At 30.7% G+C, this 20,529-nt stretch carries 17 protein-coding genes, 1 tRNA gene and 1 pseudogene; 14 read left to right on the top strand and 5 right to left on the bottom strand.

Annotated elements, in window-relative coordinates:
* Positions 1-108 precede the first annotated feature (108 nt).
* The 3 genes and pseudogenes from ES044_RS11695 (at position 109) to nhaA (ending at position 2,846) form a co-directional block, all read left to right on the top strand.
* Positions 109-621 (top strand): dihydrofolate reductase, encoded by a 513-nt coding sequence (locus ES044_RS11695; protein WP_147119137.1) that lies wholly within the window; start codon positions 109-111, stop codon positions 619-621.
* A 113-nt stretch (positions 622-734) separates the two neighbouring features.
* Positions 735-833: pseudogene (locus ES044_RS19515) on the top strand (hypothetical protein); the annotation flags it as partial.
* Positions 834-1,073: 240 nt separating this feature from the next.
* The gene (gene nhaA / locus ES044_RS11690) at positions 1,074-2,846 is read left to right on the top strand and encodes a Na+/H+ antiporter NhaA (protein ID WP_147119136.1); all 1,773 of its coding nucleotides are present in this window, start codon (positions 1,074-1,076) and stop codon (positions 2,844-2,846) included.
* 978 nt (positions 2,847-3,824) lie between these two features.
* On the opposite strand, the gene ES044_RS11685 is transcribed toward nhaA, so the two are convergent.
* The 3 genes from ES044_RS11685 to ES044_RS11675 form a co-directional block, all read right to left on the bottom strand.
* Complete coding sequence (locus ES044_RS11685) at positions 3,825-4,310, bottom strand: hypothetical protein (RefSeq protein WP_189663260.1); 486 nt, start codon at positions 4,308-4,310, stop codon at positions 3,825-3,827.
* Between the two features lie 88 nt (positions 4,311-4,398).
* Entirely contained in the window at positions 4,399-5,469 is a 1,071-nt protein-coding gene (locus ES044_RS11680; protein WP_147119134.1) for a response regulator, read from the bottom strand.
* 8 nt (positions 5,470-5,477) lie between these two features.
* On the bottom strand, positions 5,478-7,988 hold the full coding sequence (locus tag ES044_RS11675; RefSeq protein ID WP_147119133.1) for a PAS domain S-box protein: 2,511 nt from the start codon (positions 7,986-7,988) through the stop codon (positions 5,478-5,480).
* Between the two features lie 475 nt (positions 7,989-8,463).
* Here ES044_RS11675 and ES044_RS11670 point away from each other — a divergent pair, with 475 nt between their 5' ends.
* The 6 genes from ES044_RS11670 (at position 8,464) to trhA (ending at position 11,954) form a co-directional block, all read left to right on the top strand.
* Entirely contained in the window at positions 8,464-8,679 is a 216-nt protein-coding gene (locus ES044_RS11670; protein WP_147119132.1) for a hypothetical protein, read from the top strand.
* Between the two features lie 361 nt (positions 8,680-9,040).
* Entirely contained in the window at positions 9,041-9,355 is a 315-nt protein-coding gene (locus ES044_RS11665; RefSeq protein ID WP_147119131.1) for an HPF/RaiA family ribosome-associated protein, read from the top strand.
* Between the two features lie 22 nt (positions 9,356-9,377).
* Positions 9,378-9,752 (top strand): hypothetical protein, encoded by a 375-nt coding sequence (locus ES044_RS11660; protein ID WP_147119130.1) that lies wholly within the window; start codon positions 9,378-9,380, stop codon positions 9,750-9,752.
* A gap of 98 nt (positions 9,753-9,850) precedes the next feature.
* Complete coding sequence (locus tag ES044_RS11655) at positions 9,851-10,096, top strand: lipopolysaccharide assembly protein LapA domain-containing protein (RefSeq protein ID WP_223813554.1); 246 nt, start codon at positions 9,851-9,853, stop codon at positions 10,094-10,096.
* 174 nt (positions 10,097-10,270) lie between these two features.
* A complete protein-coding gene (locus ES044_RS11650) occupies positions 10,271-11,077 on the top strand; it encodes a formate/nitrite transporter family protein (RefSeq protein ID WP_147119128.1) in 807 nt (268 codons plus the stop codon).
* Between the two features lie 229 nt (positions 11,078-11,306).
* Entirely contained in the window at positions 11,307-11,954 is a 648-nt protein-coding gene (gene trhA, locus ES044_RS11645) for a PAQR family membrane homeostasis protein TrhA (protein WP_147119127.1), read from the top strand.
* Between the two features lie 193 nt (positions 11,955-12,147).
* On the opposite strand, the gene ES044_RS11640 is transcribed toward trhA, so the two are convergent.
* Entirely contained in the window at positions 12,148-12,903 is a 756-nt protein-coding gene (locus ES044_RS11640; RefSeq protein ID WP_147119126.1) for a patatin-like phospholipase family protein, read from the bottom strand.
* 455 nt (positions 12,904-13,358) lie between these two features.
* Between ES044_RS11640 and ES044_RS11635 the strand changes: the two genes are divergently transcribed.
* From ES044_RS11635 to ES044_RS11620, 4 genes are all read left to right on the top strand, one after another.
* Positions 13,359-14,204, top strand: coding sequence for a universal stress protein (locus tag ES044_RS11635; protein WP_147119125.1), 846 nt, complete (start codon positions 13,359-13,361; stop codon positions 14,202-14,204).
* A gap of 25 nt (positions 14,205-14,229) precedes the next feature.
* Positions 14,230-15,078, top strand: coding sequence for a universal stress protein (locus tag ES044_RS11630; protein WP_147119124.1), 849 nt, complete (start codon positions 14,230-14,232; stop codon positions 15,076-15,078).
* 67 nt (positions 15,079-15,145) lie between these two features.
* The gene (locus ES044_RS11625; protein WP_147119123.1) at positions 15,146-15,997 is read left to right on the top strand and encodes a universal stress protein; all 852 of its coding nucleotides are present in this window, start codon (positions 15,146-15,148) and stop codon (positions 15,995-15,997) included.
* A 192-nt stretch (positions 15,998-16,189) separates the two neighbouring features.
* Entirely contained in the window at positions 16,190-16,588 is a 399-nt protein-coding gene (locus ES044_RS11620) for a hypothetical protein (RefSeq protein ID WP_147187174.1), read from the top strand.
* 813 nt (positions 16,589-17,401) lie between these two features.
* Here ES044_RS11620 and ES044_RS11615 read toward each other — a convergent pair.
* A tRNA-Asn gene (locus tag ES044_RS11615) sits at positions 17,402-17,475 on the bottom strand.
* A 186-nt stretch (positions 17,476-17,661) separates the two neighbouring features.
* Here ES044_RS11615 and ES044_RS11610 point away from each other — a divergent pair.
* Positions 17,662-20,394, top strand: coding sequence for a 2-oxoglutarate dehydrogenase E1 component (locus ES044_RS11610; RefSeq protein WP_147119121.1), 2,733 nt, complete (start codon positions 17,662-17,664; stop codon positions 20,392-20,394).
* Positions 20,395-20,529 lie beyond the last annotated feature (135 nt).

Raw genomic sequence — 20,529 nt, 5'->3', positions numbered from 1 at the left:
ACGTGACTCGAAGTTTTAAAAAAGTACTAAGAATTAAGAAATAAGATGAAAGCGAAATGTATTAAAGCATATAATTTCAACTATTCTTAAGACCAATAAAAAAAACCAATGAATAAAATTATAATGATAGCAGCAGCAGCAGAAAACAACGCCCTAGGAAAAGAAAATGCACTACTTTGGGATCTACCCGACGACTTTAAGCGGTTTAATAAACTGACTACGGGTTATAAAACTATTATGGGACGAAAAACTTTTGAGAGCATGCCCACCCTTTTACCTAACCGTGTACATATTATAATTACAAGGGATAAGAATTATAAAGTCGCTTTTGATGATTGTATTGTTGTGCATTCATTGAAAGATGCAATTGCACTAGTAACCAACGACGCCTCGGCATTTATTATTGGCGGAGGGGAAATATACAAGCAGGGCGAGAAATTTTCGAACGGGATTGAACTTACGCGTGTACACGCCAATTTTGAAAACGCCGACACCTTTTTTCCAGATATTGACCCTAATATTTGGAAATTTGTTTCAGAAGAACATCACTCAGCAGATGATAGGCATGCCTCTGGTTTTACGTATTTAACTTATACGCGGAGGCAGTCACTTTTCGTTTAAATACCGAGCCGTTTAGTTTGGTTTTATATCTCGAATTTGCCAATAAAGCGAATGAAGAAAAACAGAATATGAAAATGATTATTTACGATGGACTTTAACTATTCTTTACTTTTTTAAAAATTACATTTGGAAAAGAAATCTGGAACATTGTAAATGTAATTGTCGGAATTGGACTTATTGCAAGCCTATTAATGCATAGAACAAAAAGCTAACGCTACTCCAAAAATGGCAAAAGAGTATATTTTGCCAATGCTTATAACAGAAAACATCAGAAACCAAACAGAACGCAAGCACTATGCACAACACCGTGTATTAATTATTGCTATATTTAGCTAAACTAAAACTTGTTGTATTTTGCAAACTTAATGAATTTCCGTAGGAAATTTCTCGTTCATAAAATCGCAACATTCAATACACCACAACGATAATTTAGTTCTTTTAAAAAACCATTAATGAATAAAGACACTCAAATAAAATTAGTCGTTTTTATAGACTACACGAAGAAAATTGCTCGCAAAGGGAGTCATATTCTAAAAAATGTTCTCGAGCATTATGATGATAATATTGAGGTGAAATTTAAATATTATTCTAATAACGTAGATAATCCTGAATTTCAACGAACAGCTAAAGCGGCACTTACGGCTAAAAAACATGGTAAGCTTCAAGAAATGAACCAATTACTTTTGGGTCATACAAGTAACTATACCGAAGAAGTTATTTTTAGGATGGCTGAAAGAGTAGGCATCAATGTGCTAAAATTTAAAGAAGATTACAATTCGAAAGCAATTGCTAGCGCATTAAAAAAGAATATACATCTTGCTCAACAGAGTAAAGTAAAGCTAGTTCCAGGAATTACGGTGAACGGTAAGTTATACAACGGAGCCTGGGACGAACAAGCGCTTATAGAATATATTGAATCTGTTAAAAATAGTGCTGTTGGCCATGCATTAGAAAGTTTCGTAAAATGGGGAGCTTCTGCTGCAACGATACTATTGATTGCTGCCATAGCTGCTCTTATTTTTGCTAATATTGGTTTCAGTGAAGAATACGAATTTTTGCGTCACTTTAAATTAGGCTTTGCCGCAGGGGATTCAAAATTATTTTTGCCGCTAGAAACTTGGATTAATGATGGATTGATGGCAATTTTCTTTTTGTTAATTGGATTAGAGATAAAAAGAGAAGTTATTTCAGGAGAATTATCGAACATCAAAAAAGCCACAATGCCGGTAGTTGGCGCTATAGGAGGTATGATCGTTCCAGCATTATTATACCTGCTAATCAATTACAAAGGAGAAGGTGCTCATGGTTGGGGAGTTCCAATGGCTACCGATATTGCTTTTGTTTTAGGATTGATGGCCTTGCTAGGAAGTAAAGTACCATTGGCATTAAAGGCATTTATCACTGCATTGGCCGTTTTTGACGATGTAGGGGCTATTCTTGTTATTGCATTATTTTATGGGCACGGTTTTCACATCAATGCATTTATTGGTGCACTTGTTATTGTTGGAATTATGGGATTCTTTAACTATTCTAAAGTGTATTCTAAAACCATCTATATTGTTTTGGGAATTTTTCTTTGGTTTTTTATTTATCAAAGTGGTTTGCATGCAACCCTTGCGGGTGTAATTACTGCCCTCTTAATTCCCTCTAGACAAAAAGGAAATTTAGTTGGTATTACAACGCAAGCTAACGTAATTTTTAAGCAAGAAATAGTAAATATTAAGAATTCGAAAAATAGTCAAAATAGTATTCGGCACAGTTCTGTACAATCTGTTTCTAAAGCTATCAATAGACTAACTGGACCTGGAAAACAATTAGAGCATTCATTAGAAGGAACGGTAAATTACGTAATACTGCCCTTGTTTGCTTTTTTTAATACAGGAATATTAATAGTAGGAGTCCATTTTGATGTATTTACGTCAATTAATTTAGGTATCGTAATAGGTTTGTGTATTGGAAAACCTCTTGGAATTGTCAGTTTTTGTTGGCTGGCTTCAAAGTTTAATTTAGCTACGTTATCAAGTAAAATTAGTTGGTCTCAATTAATTGGAGCCGCCTGTTTAGCTGGGGTTGGTTTTACAATGTCTATTGTTGTGGCAGGTGCAGCTTTTGATAGCGAAGAACTAAATGGAGCAAAATTGAGTATTCTTGCAGCTTCTGCCTTATCTGCCGTAGTTGGCCTTTTAATCTTAAAACGAGCAATTAAGACTAAAGTTATCAAATAGTTTTCATAAATATCTAAATTAGACTTAAAGGCATATTGTAAAGAAAAAGAGTTTAAATTTACTTGAAGTACTAGTTCATAATACGCTATTACCAATGAAATTAAGGAATTCGAGGAACTTCTATTTTTCTTGAAAAAGCTATTTGTAAAAACGCGCTAGATATAGATTTTTAAGCTAATAAAATTGTCAGAAAAATAATAATATCTTCATAGAACATGAGGGGTATTGCTTTTAGTTTTTAATATGTGTTAAAAAATAAATTATTAGTATCCGATTAAAAATATTTTAGGCTTATAAATCGTTTTAAAATAAAGGAATTTCACTTGTTTTTTAAAATGATACTTTATTTTTTAGAATTAATTTTTAAATAATATGTATCTTTTTTTTTAGCTGATTTTAAGTTAGTTGTCATCAAGTTTTGCTTCTAATAGCAAAGCAGGCTTGTTTCTTTAATCTTACACTAATGAATAAAAATTCATTAGTGTAAGATTAAAAATAATTTTAGTTTGATAACTCCTATTAAAATAAGGGATTTTACGAATTTTTTAAAGGACACCTTGTTTTTTTGAAAATAATTTCATGAAGATAAAGTAGATAATTTTATTTAAAGTTATGTTTGTTTGTCAGATAGTTAGGATCAAGTTTTGGTTTTCTGCCTGCCAGAAGGTTGGTTCTAAAAGCAAAGCGATCTTGAGTCTTTTATCGGACAAGGATGTTTAAAAACAGTGATATTCAGTTGGTGGATTGAATCGGAATACAAATCACTTTTTATACCATTAAAATATTTTAGGTTTTACAACTTCTGGCTTCTAGAGATAGAAGTATTAAGTTTTTGTCGGCTAATTAAATAGATACAAACCTTAAAACAGCAATTCTTTATGATCTTATAATTACTGATGAAGCTTCAGAAAAACGAGTGTAAAAGATTTGTTTGGGTATCAAGGCACTATAAAGCGTAATTTTTTTTATAATGGTTATTCATTTTTTTAATAATGGTTTTATGGTTTCTAATAAATCTCGTTCTACGCGAATAATTAAACAATAATTTCCGTTTTTCAAGTCAGTTAAATGGCCGTTAATAGCTTCTGTTTTAATTTCTAATCCTCTAAATATTCCTAAAAGACCAGAGGGTAAAGAGGCAAGTTCATTTTCGTCAACTTTAGTAAGAAATGTAGGTGTTAAATGACCAGCAATAAATAAGGAACCAATGTCAGGATGAATAAAATAACCAAATTGAAATTGTTGGCCTAAAGATGTACTTAATTGTTGTTTTGTTTGGGTGGTTGTTTTTTCAAGTTCTTTTTTAGTACTGCCTTTATTTTTAGCAAGTTTACCTAATATTGAGAATTGAACGGGTATTTTTTTTCGAACAATATTAATTATCACGGTTTCTATTTCCGATATCTTTGCATAGATCCTTATAACGAATAATTTCTGTTGTATTTTATGTTCTGTAAAAGGCATTGTTCAAATGTTAAGTTAGTTTTAATGTGATGCTAAATTAACCGTAACATTTCTTTTCTTCAATGACTTTGGTCAACAAGGCTAGCTTTTATCCAAACAATGCAATATTTTTTAAACTTTTCTTATCTGTGATACTGATTTCTCTTAAAGGTCCAAAGAGTATTAATTTTTCATCTTTAAAATCGGTTAGCATTCTAATGGCGGTTTCAGTAGCGGTGCCAATAAGACTTGCTAAATCTTCTCTTGAAATGGTAATTCCTTTATTTTTAGAAGTATGAAGTATTTCTTTTTCAGACAAGTCTATCAATACTTTTGCCAATCGTTTTCTAACGGAAGAAAAAGCCATGTGTATGAGTTGTTCTTGAAGCTCAACGAGGTCATTAGAGATCATAGATATAAATTTGTTTGAGATCAATTTATCACCAAATAACAACGATTTAAAATCGGTTTTAGGGATTTCAAAGACTTCTGTTTGCTCAAGAGTGGTTGCTGTATCTCCATAAATACCATTTTTATTGAGTAAAGAGAGTTGACCTACAAATTGGCCAGGCCCAAATAAACCCGTGACTAAAGATTTACCAGATTCGGTTGTTTTATGTGTTTTTATAGCCCCTTTTTGTATAAAGTAAAGAGTATGTGCAGCATCTCCTTCCATAAAAATAACGTCTCCTTTATAAAAGTTTACAGCGTTTCGGTTTTTAGAAAGGCTAACCATTCCTTCACTTATAGATACTTCATTAAAAAATTGATTAATGCCCTCAATATCTCTAGAAAATTCTTTTTTAAGAAAGTTATGTTTTTGAAGTCGAGAGGCAATTGCATCTAACAATTCACTTTCTTCAAAAGGTTTCATAAGATAATCATCAGCCCCTAGGTTCATTCCTTTTCTAACATCGATTCTTTCTGTTTTAGCCGTTAAAAAAATAAAAGGAATACTTGCCGTGGTGGTATCTTTATTTAAGTGTAGTAACACATCATATCCATTTAATTTTGGCATCATAATATCACAGATAATAATAGCCGGTTTTGTAAGTTTTGCTATTTCAATACCTTTCTCACCATCTTCTGCTGTATGAACTTGATAGTTCGCTAGTGTTAAGATTTCTGCGGTATTTTCTCTAACATCTTCATTGTCTTCTATAATAAGTATTTTTATCATATGTGTTATTATTTAGGTTGTTTTGGCCATTTTATTAAAAAAGTAGTGCCTTTATCGGGTGTGCTTTTAAAATCAATCGTACCAGCCATCAGATCTACATATTGTTTTACAATATGAAGCCCCAATCCTGTTCCTTCGATATTCTGTGCATTTTTTGCCCTAAAAAAACGCTCAAATAATTTACCTTGTTCTTGTTCTGGAATACCAATACCTTGGTCTTTAACTTCTAGAGATACAAACAAATCACTCTCTGCAATTTTAATGTTGATATCTGTGTTTTTTGGAGAATATTTAATGGCATTAGAGACTAAATTCATTAAAATATGACGCACTAGTTTTGGATCTAGATTTAGAAAAACCGGCTCGCTTGGCGATGAAAAAAGGATGTTTTTTCCTATTTTTTTTGTTATTGATACTTCTTCGATCAATGTTTTAGAAAGGGCTACAAAATCAAAAAGTTGCATATGTGCAATAACCCTTCCTTCTTCTAATTTACTTAAAGATAAAAAATCGTTTAAAATAACAACCAATTGTTTTACATTTTTCTTTATTTGAGCCACATATTTTTCACGTTTTGGCTCTTGTTCAACTCCATTTTGTTTGCCTATAAGAATTGCCGAGGTTTGTATGGCGCTTAAAGGCGTTCTAAACTCGTGAGATGCCATAGAGATAAATTGTGATTTTAAACCGTTTAATTCTTGCTCTTTTTCTAATGCGTTTTGAGAATCTTGTTCTATTTTTTTTTGTGTTGTAATATTACTATATACAAATAGGGCGCTTGAAATAACCGTATTACTATCAGCTAAAGGAATGGTATTTACAGAGAAGTATAAGTTTTTATACTTTATCTCAAAACCAAGGTGCTCTCCTGCAATCGTTTTTAAAATATCTTGTTTTAGTTTTATTTTCTGTTTTTCAGAAAACATATCGATGTCATCGGCGGTGGTTTCTTTAAAAATCATTTTGTCTAAACCTAATTTTATAATAGCTTCACCTTCTACAAGGAGCATTTTAAAATCAGCATTAAAAACAAGAATAAAACCATTCGGAAAATTTTTAGCTATTGCAGATAATAAAGATTTACTCGCAATTGCACTTTTTTGAGCTGCTAGAGTTTCTTCTATTTGATCTTCAAAACTTAAATTAGACTCCACAAGTTTTTGAACTGTAGTTGTTAATTCACTGGTTCTGCTAGCTACTTTTTCTTTTAATTTTTGAGCGTGTTTTTCTAAATTCTTTTTATTTTCAAGTAACTTAATCACGTTGTGATGCCTCTCTATAGCTATACTCGCTAAATAGCTCATGTCTAAAGCAATTTCTTTTTCTTCTTTTGATGGTTCTCTTGCGTGCTTGTTGTAAACAGAAAAGGTACCTAATGTTTGTTTGGTAGATGACATAATCGGAAACGACCAGTAAGCTTTTAGATCATTTGTTAAGACAACTTCTTTATGATTTTTCCAAAGGATGTTCTCTTTAATATTAGAAACAATACTCTCTTCTCTTAAAAAGTTAGGAGTATCATAGGTAGCTTTTTTTTTGTTAAAAGAACTATTTTCGCTATCCGTTATAAACTCTTTTGGCAAATTAGGTGCTATTAATTTATGAGGTGTTCTGTGCTCTTTGTCTAATACTAAAATAGAGGCCAAACAATCTTTAAATTGAGTTTCAACAATTTTAATAATTTTTTTAGAAATCGTTCTTATAGGTTTGTCTTGTGCAATAAACTCGAGTATTTTTCTTGTTTGATTTTTAAGATCTTCTTGTTTTATTTTATTTGTAACTTCACTTTGTACCCCAATAAAGTGGGTTAAAGTGTTTGCTTCATTAAATAAAGGTGTAATGGTAATATCATTCCAAAAGAGTGTTCCGTCTTTTTTATAATTACGCACTATTGCATTGCATCCTTTTCCGTTAGCAATAGCATTTTTCATAACACCAATTCCTTTTTGATTTCGATCATTATTTTGTAAAAAACTGCAATTTTTATCCAATGCTTCTTTTTGCGTATATCCTGTAATTTTGGTAAAAGCTTCATTACAATAGATAAGAGGGTTGCCTATATTTTGAGCATCCGCAATTACGATGCCGTTGCTAGTAGAAGCGAGTGCATTATTTTTTATGCTAAATAAAGCCTCTTTTGTTTTTTGCACTGTAATATCAACCAAAAAAGCAATTACAACTTGCCTACCTTTTATGATTGTTGGGTTTAAATTTATTTTTAATGGAAATTGCGAGCCATCTTTTTTTAAACCCCAAGACTCTAAATCTTCTTCTATATTGCTTGTTTTAGTGTTTGCTTTATATTCTTCTTTAGGGTCTTGATGTGGTTTTCTGAATTTATTAGGAATAAGATTTTCTATTTTCTGGTTGATGAGTTCTCTGGTTTCATAACCAAATAGTTTCTCACTGGCTAGATTGCATTTAAGAATCGTGTCATTTGCATCGATCACTAAAATACCTTCTATAGAAGATTGAAAGATGCTATTTAAAAGGTCTATATCCTGTAACTCTTTGCTCACTTTTATTTTTTAATTCTAGAACTATAAATGTATTTACAATTTACATCATTTAAAATGATCTAGGTCATTCTGTGTGCATTGTATTTTTAATTATTCATAATTACTGATCTAGGTCATTTCAACAGACTCTTTATAGCAGTAATTTTGAGGTTATTGGTTCAAACTCATTTTAAAGAAATAAAAATAGATGTAAGAAAAAGTATAAATTTTTGCAAGAGCTAGTTTAGAAGACAAAGCTCTCAAATTAAAGTATAAAGTATGCGAGAAAAAATAGGGCTAGGAAATCAAATAATTTTATTTGTATGAAGTATGAATAAAGTTTTTGATTTTTACAGATTCGACAGCCTTTGGTTTGTATTGAATTTATTAGAATCAATGGGCTTTTTTTTTACAAGTATTTTTCGCTATTGACTTAATTTATAGTTTTTTTAAAGTGACCATAAATTGATATAAACCTAATTTTAATAAAAAGTACATGAAAACCAAGATAGAACTAGATGAGCAAATAATCAGTATCACGGCCAAAATTCATAGAGAATACCCCGAATTATCTGAACACATTAGTGAAATACCAATAAAAGATTCTGAATCTGAAGAAGAAATAAAGATTAAAAACCTTGAAGATTATTATAATTCTTTAAAAGAGATCGTGAACAAATATGCTGAAACACACAAAAGTAAATCTCGTTGAAGTAATTTATTTCGAAAACATTAGGGTCCGATTAAAAATCGGTATAAGTTCATAAAGTGCTTTAAAATAAAGGGATTACACCTTGTTTTTAGAATTAATTCTGAAATTAAAAATGTATTCTTTTTTTATATGATTTTAAGTCAGTTATTATCTATTCTTGGTTTCCTGCCGGCAGGTTGGCCCTAAAAGCAAAGCAATTTTGTTTCTTTTATCGGATAACAATGATTTCGAAATTAGAAATAGAACGCCAATCACAAATATTAAAATAGAGAAAACAAATTTTTCGATTTGTGTAGTTATTTTACAAGAATCAAAAAAAATAAAACTTTAAAAAGAGGTTTTAAAACAAGAAAATAGCATAATGAAAATACAATTTAATACAGATAAAACAATTGACGGAACTGAAAAAGATGAATATTATTTTTCTTCTTGGATAGCAGAAAGCCTAGATAATTTTGAAGCTCATATAACAAGAATAGAGGTTCATTTGTCTGATGAAAAAGCAAAAAAAGAAGGACTTACTGTTGTGCGATGTTTGCTAGAAACAAGAATTGAAGGCCGGCAACCGATAGCAGTTTCATGCCAAGCGGATACCATTGAGCTCGCTGTATCAGGCGCTATTGACAAACTTACAGCTTCTTTAGAAACTATTTTTGGACGCATACAAAATCATTAAAAATAATTTAATTTAAATAAAAATGAAAACACAAAAAAACCTAGGTATTTGGATGGATCATTCAATCGCAAATTTGATTGATGTAAACTCTAAAGAACACAGTTACGCTATTACCTCAAAATTTACTTTTGATACCAAAGAAGAAGCATTAAACAGAAGTGAAAAATTAATGCATAACAAGCGCCAACAAATGCATGAGGCTTATTATAAGGAAATTGCAGATGTTATTTTAAAATACAATCATGTTCTTTTATTTGGACCAACAAATGCAAAAATAGAATTGCAGAATTACTTAAAGAGCGATTCACATTTTAAGGATATAAAAATTGATTTAGCAGCAGCAGATAAAATGACAGAGAATCAACAAGATGCTTTTGTGAAAAATCATTTTGAATAAGAACAACTTTAAGTTGCTCTTATCTCTTAAAATAACTAAACGACAGATTAAATAACCAAGAATTGTATTGGTAAAACCTGCTTAAAATGAAACAAACAATGTATATAACACTAACTATTATAACACTAATACTTATTGTTGTATTCACGCTTCAAAACACAAGTGAAGTACGTATTGATTTTTTGTTCTGGAGCATTAGAATATCTTTAGCTTTATTGATTTGTTCACTATTCTCTTTGGGTGTGCTGATTGCAATTTTTATGCTAACACCACTAATTATTGCGCTCAAATCTTCACTAAAAAAAGACGAAAAAACTATTTCCGAACTACAAGAAAATGACTAATTGAATACTCAAAAGAAGTTCGAAAATAAATAATTATTGGCGTACAAATTTTGGTACATAGTAGTTTGTTCTAAAAGACAAGAATTCATTAAAACTAATTTTAAGGTTTGAATATACAGTGTAAACGCTACTTAACGCGTTAAAAATTCCTTCATAAAGAGGTTCATTTTAATTATGAGTAAATCAGATAAGAATAAAGAAAGTGCCGACCAGCCAAAAGGGGTCAATGATATACTAGATGAACAGATTTCTACGGCAGTCTATGAATATAAACGATCTAATAAACGTCTCTTTGTTTCAGCACTTTCTGCAGGATTAGAAATTGGGTTTAGTATCTTTTTAATGGGAATTTTATTTACGTTGTTTCAAGGCAGCGTTTCTAACGAAATTTTACATGTTCTTATCTCAATTGCTTATCCAATAGGTTTTATTTTTGTGATTATAGGCAGGTCAGAATTATTTACAGAACATACTACCTTGGCCATTCTTCCAGTATTGAATAAGACCAGAAGTATTAAGAGTCTTTTTACGCTTTGGGGAATTATTCTTTTTGGTAATTTAATTGGGGGATATATTATTGGAGGTATACTCGTATATTTTGCTCCAGAAATCGGAATTATATCCAACGAAGCCTTTATTCATCTGGCACATAAAGTACTTGATCTTCCGTTACAAATGATTTTTGTAAGTGCTATTATTGCGGGGTGGCTTATGGGGCTTCTTTCTTGGTTGGTGGCCTCATCACAAGAAACAATTAGCCGTATGTTTATGATTATTTTAGTTACTGCCACTATTGGTATTGGTGGTTTGCATCATTCTATTGTAGGATCTATAGAGGTGTTTACAGGGTTGTTAATAGATCCTACAATCAGTATCATAGACTATGTGAGTTTCGAAGTTATTTCTGTTTTAGGCAACGCATTAGGCGGTGTGTTCTTTGTAGGTGTTTTAAAGTATGGGCAGCGAAGGCAACATGCATAATATTGGTTACTTATTTGCGAAAATTTAGCAAATGAATTCTAATTTTTTTAAGACTTTAAGAACGGATTTGTGGCTAGAAATCGTTTTGCCTTTTTTGGTTATTATTTTAACAACACTGCGGATAGTAAGAAAATTATAAACAATACGGTCAACAGAACTAATAATCGAATTATATTTAAGTAATTTTACAAAAACTGTTTCCTATAATAAGCGGTATCAAATTACATGTATGGAGAGCAAAAATTCAAATACACAAATAAAAAAAGAACTTGTAAATAGTATTGTACATGGCTTCGGAATTATTTTTGGTATTGTAAGTATTCCTATTTTAATAGCATTTGCTATAAAAAGTGATAATACTCCGGGTATTATTGGCGCTGCTATATATGGTTTTTGTTTTTTACAACTTTTTACTTTTTCTACACTCTACCATGGGTTTCAAAATGCACACGTAAAGCGTATCCTTGAAATTCTTGATCATATTAGTATTTATTTCTTAATAGCAGGAACGTATACTCCGTTTTTACTGATGTATATGGATAATTCTTTTGGCATCACATTGCTATCGGTTTTATGGGGATTAACAGCGATGGGAATTATTTTTAAGATTTTCTTTTTAGGAAGATGGAAGATTTTTTCAACACTAATTTACATTGCAATGGGCTGTATTATGGTTGTTGGCGGGCGCACTTTTTTTGAAAGCATTCCTGCAAATATACTCACCATGATTTTAATTGGATGCGGATTGTATCTTGTTGGTGTTATTTTTTATTTATGGGATAAATATCCTTACAACCATGCCGTTTGGCATTTTTTTGTGCTTGCTGCTGCTGTTTGTCATTATGTAGCCATTTTATTATCAGTAGGAGCTAACTAACTTAAAAACAAATAGATATTTTTATTTAGTTCTTTAGATAGAGTTTTTTAGGAAACAAGTTAGCATCAAAAAAAAGAAGAAGAAAATTGAAATAAATCAAGTATGTATGCTGAATATTAAACGTGAAAGTTCATAAAGTGCCAAAGGAAAGAATGCAATGAGAATTGCTAGCTAAACGACAAGAATTAAGGTTTTAGTTGTTGTAATTTTCTAACGCTTTTAAAGCTGCTTGATAACCAATCTCAAAAATAGCATCTATATTTTTAAGATTAAACATCCCGAATTTTTCAAGTTCTTTAGGATTTATTAACATATCTACTTCTTTAAATTTATAGGTGTACTGACTAGCAAAACTTATACTATACGCTCTGTTGGCAACTTGGTAAGAATGTTTTAATTGATCTTGGGTAATTTGCTGTAATGAGTTTACATAAACACCAATTGTTTTATCACACTTGTCTTTAATATGTTCAACAGGAAAATTATTTAATACGCCGCCATCAGCATAAGGTACATCGTTTATAATTACGGGTGTAAACAATCCAGGAAATGCAGCAGACGCCAAAATGGGTTTTATAAGTTTGCCACTATTAAAGACTATTTCTTTGCCTTCAATAAGATTGGTAGTCGGAATAAAAAGTTGTTTTTTCAGACTTTTAAAATCATCTTCAGTAAAGAAAGGAAGTAAATCTTTATAAAATTTACTCGTATCTATAAAGCCGGGTTTTTTGTAAGCATACCGTTGATATTCAAATATAGGCACTTCTTTACAGAATTTTAAAATAGTACTCCAAGAATGACCAGCAGCAAATAATGCGCCTACAATAGCACCAGCACTTGTTCCTGCAATATGAGTAATGTTTATATTGTGTTCTTCTAATGCCTTAAATACACCAACGTGGGCAACACCACGCATGCCTCCGCCAGATAAAACTAATCCTGTAGTCATTTTTTATTTTTTATAAAGTTATTATTAATTTTTCACATGAAGTTTGATCAATATCAGCTCATTATTTGGTTTTCTAATCTTTTAGTAACTCAGTCTGTTTTGTGAGTAAAATCTAGGTTTTGGGTCATCAGAAGTAATAAAACCTTGTTTAATACATTTTATACCCAAAAGATATATGTGCAGGTGTTTGTTTAAAATTAGACTTCATCCTTAATTATTTTTGATCCTATAAAATTTCAAGTTTAGTTCTCTAGGCGTATTTATTTGATATTCTACAAAAATAAATAGCATTGTTTACGAGACAAATGACCTATGTCATTTTATATGAATTAATAGAAAGTTAATTTTGTGTTACTCTATACTAGCAACCTTGAGGCAAAAAAAATATAAAGTCTTATCGGTTTTAATGAATGAAGAGCTTAAGATCTACAACGTTAACCAAAAAACAGATACCTATGAAACATATATTATTACCAACAGATTTTTCTGAAAACGCATATAATGCAATCTATTATGCAGTTCAATTATATAAAGATGTGCCATGTAGGTTTTATATTCTTCATACATACAACCCAATAAATATTAGTACTGGCGGTATGTTAGATACGTATGCCACGCCAGATTTACAAAATATAGAAAAGCAAACAGCAGAGCGAAAACTTAAAGAAATTGAAGATAGTTTGTATGACGAATTTAACAATACAAACCATACGTTTATTACCATGGCTTCATTTAATCTCTTAATAGCGGAGATGAAAATAGTTATTAAAGAGAATGACATAGATTTAGTAATTATGGGAACGAAAGGAGCCACTGGTGCCAAAGAAATTTTTATAGGGACCAATACTATGTATGCGATTAAAAAATTAAGATTCCCGGTAATTGCCGTTCCTTCAGGATATACATATGAACAGCCAAGTGATGTTTTACTACCAACAGATTACAAATTTAGTAAATCAAATAAATATATTTCATTGATAAGAGAACTTTGTGAAGTGCATACTGCTAAACTGCACATTTTAAATGTTTATAACCACAGTGCTTTAAAAGAAAAGCAGCAAGAAACAGAGTCTTTTTTAGATGCATTTTTTGCTGATATTGTATGCTTATTTCATCTTGCAGAAGAACAAGAACTAATTAAAGCCATAGAGACTTCAGAAAAGAAGTATAAAATTAACTTTTTGGTAATGATTCATAACAAACATAATTTCTTTGAGAATTTACTTTTTAAACCGATAATAGATCAAATGGTATATCATACCAATGTGCCGTTTTTGGTAATACCTTCTGAAGCGCAATAAATTATTAATCTAACTCCTACTTATTATGAAAACTATTCTTGTACCAACAGATTTTTCAGAAAATGCCTACAGCGCTTTATTTTATGCTGCCAAATTATTTGAAGACGAGCCTTGTTGTTTTATCATCTTAAATTCTTTTGAAGATCAAGTTTTTAAACTTGTAAGTCCTGTATACATTGGTAAGTCAGACGAATTAATGAATAGCCTATTGAAGGCTTCTGAAGTGGAATGTTTAGCCGAAAAGAATAAACTTATTAGTGATTTAGGTACTACAAAACACACCTTTAAGATTATATCCACTTCGCTTTTGTTAACAAGAGCAATTAATGAACTTATTGTAAAAGAAAAGGTAAATTTTGTTGCGATGGGAAGCAAAGGAAAAACAGCTACAGAACATTTATTTATTGGAAGCAATAGTTTTAAAGTAGCAGAAAACATAAAAGGAGCACCTCTTTTAATAATACCAGATAAAATAGCGTACAAAGTACCTAAAAAATTAGGATTTGCTTCGGGATTTAAAAAATCCTATTCTAATAAGCAGTTAGAGCCATTAAAAGAAATTCATAAATTATTTAGCGCAAAAACAAAAGTAATCTATGTGTTTGAAGAAGAAAAGTTGCCCACAACAGAATTAGAAAACCTCCAAGCATTGTTGCAAATTTCAAAAAATGATGATTTTGAACTTCAATGGCTTTCTGAAACAGAAAGCAAAGCAAATACTATTATGGAGTATGTTTATAAAGAAAAGTTAGATATGTTGGCTATTTGTTACTACAAACATAATTTTATTAGCAATTTATTTAGAGAGAATGTAGTAAAAGAAATAACGCATAATATTAGAACGCCCTTATTAATTTTACCGAGTACCGACTAAAAATAATTATACTTTTAAGAAACTCGCGTATCAACTTTTATCAAAAAAAAATAAAAAAATATTTAGAATGAAAAAAAAAATAGTACTACCAACAGACTTTTCAAAAAATGCGCTTAATGCCATAAATTATGCTACTGAATTGTATAAAACAACACCATGTGAATTCTTTATACTACATTCTTATTACCTTCCTGGCAGTAACAAAAGCAATCTTTTAATTCCTGAACCTACAGAAAAAAAGTTAAATGAGGTAAAAGAGAGAGCTGAAAAAAACATGGAAATCTTAAAGAAGCAAGCTCTGTTTAATGAGGATCACAGTAAACATACATTTCATTTTCTAAATGAATTTGGATCTTTTCAAAAAGTACTAAAAAAAACCATAGAGAAAAAAGACGTTGATCTTATACTTATGGGAACGCTCGGAGAAACAGATGATAAAAACACTGTTTTCGGCAGCAATGCTGTAAATACAATGGAAAATATTAGAAATTGTCCGGTAATAGCTATTCCTAACAATATCATTTTTAAAAACTCAAACGAAATTGTTTTTCCTACTAGTTTTAAAATCAATTACAAAGATAATGAGTTGGCAACATTAATAGAGGTTTCAAAGTTAATGAATGCACCAATTCGAATTTTATATGTCAAGAATAATGAAGAATTTAGTAATGAGCAAATACAAAACAAAATTCTGCTCAATCAGATTTTAGAAGCTACAAACTTTACCCATCATCAATTATTCAATATGAATATGCAAGAGGGTGTGCGTTGTTTTGCTCAAAGTAGAGAAAGCGAAATGATTGCTTTTGTGAATAAAAAGCATAATTTTTTTGGTAGTGTTTTTTCTAATCCAATGGTAAAAGATTTAGGTGCTAACACCAATATTCCTCTATTAGCAATGCATAATTCAAAAAAATAATTGGATTAAACGGGTACCATAAAAAACTAATTGTTGCTTTTATCTACTACAATTATACTTGCCTCTTGTTCTTGTAGTAAGATGGTAAAACAATAGAAAAATCCTGAAATAGCCTCTTTTAAGCCAAAAAAGATTCTTGTTATTGGTTTAACTGTAGATAAAGAGCTATTAGCTGTATTTGAAAATAAAGTAGTGAATGCTTTAGAGAGCTTAAAGGTTAGTGCGGCAAAAAGTATCGATTTTTTTGAAGCTGAATTTACAACGAATGAGCAACCTTTGCAACAACTTAACAACATCAAAAAGCAATTGTTTGGTGCTAAATTTGATGCCATCCTTTTTACCAAAGTTATTTGTAAAGAGCGCAGTGTAAATGTGATAGATTCCTATCAAAGCTTTGCTAATAAATTTCAAACTTTCGAAGATTATTTGGGTAATCAACATTTTTATTCCAAAAATGAAGAAGTACGCTATCAAGTATATACAACAGAGACTTCTCTTTTTTGTATTTGTTCAGAAAAAGAAAGAGACGTATTATGGCGGACAGAAATAGAAGTAGCAGCAACAAAAAAGGCGACTAGAAACATAAATTAATACATGCATATACTTTTAAAAGATTTAAGAGCGCATCAATTATTAGGTTCTGTTAAATGAAAATAGTTGTTAATTTTATCGATAGAAGGTTTATTTTTCTGCGGATGTTTATAACTTTTAGGGGTGTAGTATTTGTATGGTTATTGTAGTTTCATGAATGTTATTTTTTTTATGATGTAAAAAGAAAGTGGGCAACAATGATGTTGATTTTGTAAATAAAGTGAGCAAATAAAAAACTTGATAACTGTATGAATATAAGAAGCGTTAAAAAAAAGCAGGACAGGTACAGTTTAAAAGCGTCAATAGTACTGCTAGAAAAATGTTAATTCACCATAAAAATATACTTGGCTATTTTGACAATTGAAGTACAAATACTTCGGCAGCATTTTTTAATATTAAAATTAAAGATTTAATAACCCACTTTACAAGAGTTAGAAATATAGAATTCTTCCTTTTTAAACTTTCTATTATTTGTGCCTAAATTATAAAATTTTATAACTTTTGGATTAGATGTACTTGTTATTTATCACACTTAAATGCAACTAATTAAGAATTCGAAAAACTTTTAAACTCGTTTTTTAGAAAAATGGCGCAGATTTAGCTTTTTATATTCCATAGTATTTGTAAAATTATAAAGAATAAATGCAGCTCTAAAAACATAATTCATTACTTTTTCAGAGAAATTTTAAGGTGTAGGCAAACATCAAAAGTGTTGAATATATAAAATTTTTGGTGTTTTTTGTTTTTTAAGTAGCTGATTTACAGAGTTGTATAAAATAAAAAAGTCTTATCAAAATTGATAAGACTTTTTTGCTCCCCCTCTTGGACTCGAACCAAGGACCCTCTGATTAACAGTCAGATGCTCTAACCAACTGAGCTAAGGAGGAGTTTGCTACACAGTGTCTGTGTTTAGCGAGTGCAAATATATACCTTTTTCGAATATTGCCAAATATTTTATTTAAAAATTTTAATAAAACTTTATCAGCTTATGTTTAAAATAAGCAAGTGCATTATTACTAAAAATTGTATTTTTGCCTTATTCTAATATTTTACAATAAAGTATAAACACTTATATGGATAAATTTTCGTTCTTAAACGCAGCACACTCAGGTTTTATAGCTGATTTATACGACCAATATTTAATACATCCAGATTCAGTAGAACCAAGCTGGAGAAGTTTTTTTCAAGGATATGATCTTGCAAATGAAAATTACTCTTTAAAAGAAGAAGAAGTTTCTGTAGAAATTCCGCAAGAAGTTAAAAAAGAATTTCTTGTTGCAGACTTAATAAATGGATATAGAACTAGAGGTCACTTATTTACAAAAACAAATCCTGTTAGAGAAAGAAGACAATATCAACCATCTTTAGATATTGAAACTTTTGGCTTATCAGAAAAAGATTTAGGTAGTTATTTTTCTGCCGGAGAAATTCTAGGATTAGGAAAAGTAACCTTGTCTCAAATTATAGATCATTTACGTAATATTTATTGCGATTCTATCGGAGTAGAATATATGTACATGCGAAATCCAGAGAAATTAAAATGGTGGCAAACTCGTTTGAATGAAAACGATAACCATCCAAAATATTCTACCGAAGCTAAAAAGTATATTCTAGGCAAATTAAATCAGGCAGTAACTTTTGAAAGTTTTTTACAAACGAAGTATGTTGGTCAAAAACGCTTCTCTTTAGAAGGCGGAGAAACACTAATTCCTGGAATTAGCGTAATGTTAAGAGATGCTGCAGAAATTTACGGCGTTAAAGAATGTGTTTTAGGAATGGCGCACAGAGGGCGTTTAAACACGTTGGTAAACATCTTTAAAAAACCAGTTAGAGATTTATTTAGTGAGTTTGAAGGTAAAGATTTCGAAGATGAAGATATCGATGGTGATGTAAAATATCATTTAGGTTTAACATTGAGTAAAACCTACAGAGATGGTAATGAAATTAAAATGAACTTAGTGCCAAATCCATCACATTTAGAAACTGTTGCCGCTGTTGCAGAAGGGATTACAAGAGCTAAAATAGATAGAAAATATGCTGGCGATTCTAGTAAAATTTTACCAATAGTTATTCACGGAGATGCCGCAATTGCAGGTCAAGGAATTGCATATGAAATAGTGCAAATGGCCAAATTAAATGGCTATAAAACTGGCGGAACTATTCATATTGTTGTAAACAATCAAATTGGTTTTACCACAAATTATTTAGATGCTCGTTCAAGTACCTATTGCACCGATGTTGCAAAAGTAACATTGTCTCCTGTTTTGCACGTAAATGCAGATGATACAGAAGCTGTTTGTCATGCTATGCAAATGGCACTAGAATTCAGAATGAAATTTCAAACAGATATCTTTATTGACTTATTAGGTTATCGTAAATATGGTCATAACGAAGGAGATGAACCTCGTTTTACGCAACCAAAGCTTTACAAAGCAATTTCTAAACATAAAAATCCTAAAGATATTTATGCTGATAAATTACTTGAAGAAAATTCAATTAGTTCATCGTATGTAAAAGAAATTACAGATGAATTTAAAGAAATGCTTGAAAAAGAATTTGACAATTCTAAAAAAGATAAAAACTCTAAAGTAGAGGAGTTTATGGAATCTACTTGGAAAGGTTTTGAGCGTGAAGATCAAGAAGCCATGTTACGATCAGTAGATACAAAGTATCCAGAAGACAGTTTAAATAATATTGCAAAAGTTGTTTCTACAGCTCCTGAAGGATCAAATTTTGTAAAAAAGGCAGAACGTATTTTGCAAGGAAGAGCTAAAATGGCATTTGAAACCTTTCAATTAGATTGGGGAATGGCAGAAAATTTAGCTTATGGTTCTTTAATGGAAGAAGGATTTAATATTCGTATTTCAGGACAAGATGTAGAAAGAGGAACGTTCTCTCATAGACATGCTATTTTGCGTGATGAGGTTACTGAAGAAAGAATTAATTTATTAAACTTAAATCCAAAGTCTAAAGGGCAAATGACAATTTACAACTCGTTGTTGTCTGAGTATGCTGTTTTAGGTTTTGATTACGGATATGCAATGGCAAATCCGAATACATTAACAATTTGGGAAGCGCAGTTTGGAGATTTTTCTAACGGAGCTCAAATAATCTTTGATCAATATATTTCTGCAGCAGAAGATAAATGGAAATCTCAAAACGGAATTGTGGTTTTATTACCTCACGGTTATGAAGGGCAAGGTTCAGAGCATTCATCGGCAAGAATAGAGCGTTATTTACAATTGTGTGCAGAAGATAACATGACGGTTGCAAATTGTACAACGCCTGCTAATTTCTACCATTTATTGCGTCGTCAAATGAAACGCAATTATAGAAAACCATTAATTGTTTTTACACCAAAGAGTTTATTACGTCATTCTAAAGTGGTTAGTTCTATTCAAGATTTAGCACATGGCGAATTTCAAGAAGTAATTGATGATACTTTAAATCCAGAAAATGTAAAGAAATTAGTTTTCTGTATGGGTAAATTCTATTATGATTTATTAGAAGAAAGAGAAAAATTAGAAAGAGAAGACGTTGCTCTGATAAGAATTGAGCAATTATTTCCTTTACACAAAGAAAAAATTCAAGCAATTATCGATAGATATCCAAATATTGAAGAATATATTTGGGCGCAAGAAGAGCCAAGAAATATGGGTGCTTGGAGTTATATGTTGCAACGTTTTGAGTTGAAAAATTTAACTGTGCGTTCTAGAAAATATTATGCAGTACCTGCAGCGGGTTCTAGTACACGTTTTAAGAAAAGACATAGAGCAGTTATAGACAGTGTTTTTAATAACGAGTAAGCGCGTTAAGGATTGAAACGGCATCCTTTTTATGCTTATCGTATGGCTAATTATAGGATACTAAAACAAGTTTAGCATAAAAAGATACAGTGGAAAGCCTGTTAAAACGCCCAAATAATAAAAATCTTTAAGTTT

The organism is Polaribacter sp. IC066 (genome assembly GCF_007997085.1).
Lineage (GTDB): Bacteria > Bacteroidota > Bacteroidia > Flavobacteriales > Flavobacteriaceae > Polaribacter.
This window is presented reverse-complemented; position numbering and strand designations above follow the sequence as displayed.